1 protein-coding gene is annotated in these 2006 nt (G+C 43.5%); it reads right to left on the reverse strand.

The window, feature by feature from the left end:
• On the reverse strand, positions 1-1808 hold a 1808-nt coding region (locus GR160_RS19195; RefSeq protein ID WP_160751515.1), incomplete at its 3' end, for an efflux RND transporter permease subunit.
• Positions 1809-2006: the final 198 nt, after the last annotated feature.

Raw genomic sequence — 2006 nt, forward strand, 5'->3', positions numbered from 1 at the left:
TTGATTTCAGGGAACCTGCTACGCAATATCTGTTCTGCCTTGGTGGTGGCCTCTATCTCCTGCGAAAGCGAACTTCCCGAAGAAATAATAAGATGCGTGGCAATATCGCCTTCATCAAGGGCAGGTATAAATTCTCCGCCAAGCGAATTGAATATAATAAGGGCAACAGCAAACAGCGTTATAGAAGCGCCTATAATGATGCCTTTTATATTTAAAGCAGCATCTAAGAGTGGCCTGTATACACGGTAGGCTGCGGCAATAATTTTGTCGCTAAAGTTAGGCTTATGCCCGGTAGATTTGCTCAGTACCAGTGAACTCATCATCGGTACGTAGGTAAGCGACAGTATAAAAGCTCCCAGGATAGCAAACGAAACGGTTTGTGCCATAGGCCCAAACATCTTGCCTTCTGTACCTGTAAGAGCGAGTATGGGCAGGTAAACGATGAGGATGATGATTTCGCCAAAGGCTGCACTACTCCTTATTTTTGACGAAGCTTCATAAACTTCCTCATTCATGTTTTCCTGGGTAAGGGTACCTTTCTTTATATTTTCAAGCCGGTGAATAATGGCCTCAACAATAATTACTGCACCATCTACTATGATACCAAAATCAATTGCTCCAAGGCTCATCAGGTTGCCACTTACATTGAAGAACTTCATCATACAAATGGCAAAGAGCAATGCTAATGGTATAACAGAAGCTACCACAAGGCCAGCCCGCCAGTTGCCTAAAAGCAGTACAAGTATAAATACCACTATGAGCGCGCCTTCTATCAGGTTTTTCTCTACAGTACCGATGGCATTATCCACCAGCTTTGTGCGATCCATGAACGGCTCAATAGTTACGCCTTCGGGCAACGATTTCTTTATTTGCTCTATCTTTTCCTTTACACGGCCTACCACCTGGCCACTGTTTTCACCTTTAAGCATCATTACCATACCGGTAACTTCTTCGCCCTTACCGTCTTTAGTGGTAGCACCGTAGCGTATGCTGCTTCCAAGTTGTACTTTGGCTACATCGCGAACCAATACAGGGATGCCGTTCTGGTTTTTGATGACAATTTTATTAATATCCTCAATTCCGTTTACCATTCCAATTCCCCTGATAAAATAAGCATAAGGTTTCTTATCGATATAAGCCCCCCCAGTATTCTCGTTATTGGCTTCAAGCGCTGAAAATATCTCAACAGTAGTGGTGTTCATGCTCTTAAGCCTGTCCGGGTCTACCGCAATTTCATATTGTTTTAGTACGCCACCCAATGTGTTAACCTCTGCTACACCAGGGGTTCCTATTAGCTGCGGCCTGATGATCCAATCTTGTATGGTACGTAGCTGCATGGCATCATACTTTTCCTCATAGCCTTTTTGAGGGTACACTACGTACTGGTATATTTCTCCAAGGCCGGTACTTATGGGAGCCATTTCAGGTGAACCCAGGTTTTTTGGGATAACGTTCTCAGCCTCTTTTAGGCGTTCTGAAATCTGTGCCCTTGCCCAGTAGATGTCGGCGTCTTCTTCAAATACCACGGTTACTACGCTAAGCCCGAAACGGCTTACCGATCGCAGTTCCACAACTTTCGGGATGGGCTTTACCGCCAGCTCAATAGGATAGGTTATGAATTGCTCTACATCCTGTGTGGCAAGCGTAGGCGAAGTAGTAATGATTTGTACCTGGTTGTTTGTAATATCAGGCAGGGCATCCATAGGAAGGTTAGAAAGCGAGTACCCTCCGGTTACGATTAATGCCAAAGTGAACAGCCCAATAATAAACTTATTATTGATGCTGAAATGAATTATTTTGTCTAACATTGATTATCAATTAATATAATGCGTTGAATGATGCATGGATGTAATAAGACCATGCAGGAACAGCCGGCTGCTAACCGGCACAAAGCATTATAATAACTGAGGGGGCTGCCAGATGGAGCCGTGAAAATCGGACTGTACCGATTGATAGAAATTAAATACCTTAGTATTATAATAATCCGGAAAATACAGAGTGTATTC

This window comes from Flavobacterium sp. Sd200 (genome assembly GCF_009826935.1).
Classification (GTDB): domain Bacteria; phylum Bacteroidota; class Bacteroidia; order Flavobacteriales; family Flavobacteriaceae; genus Flavobacterium.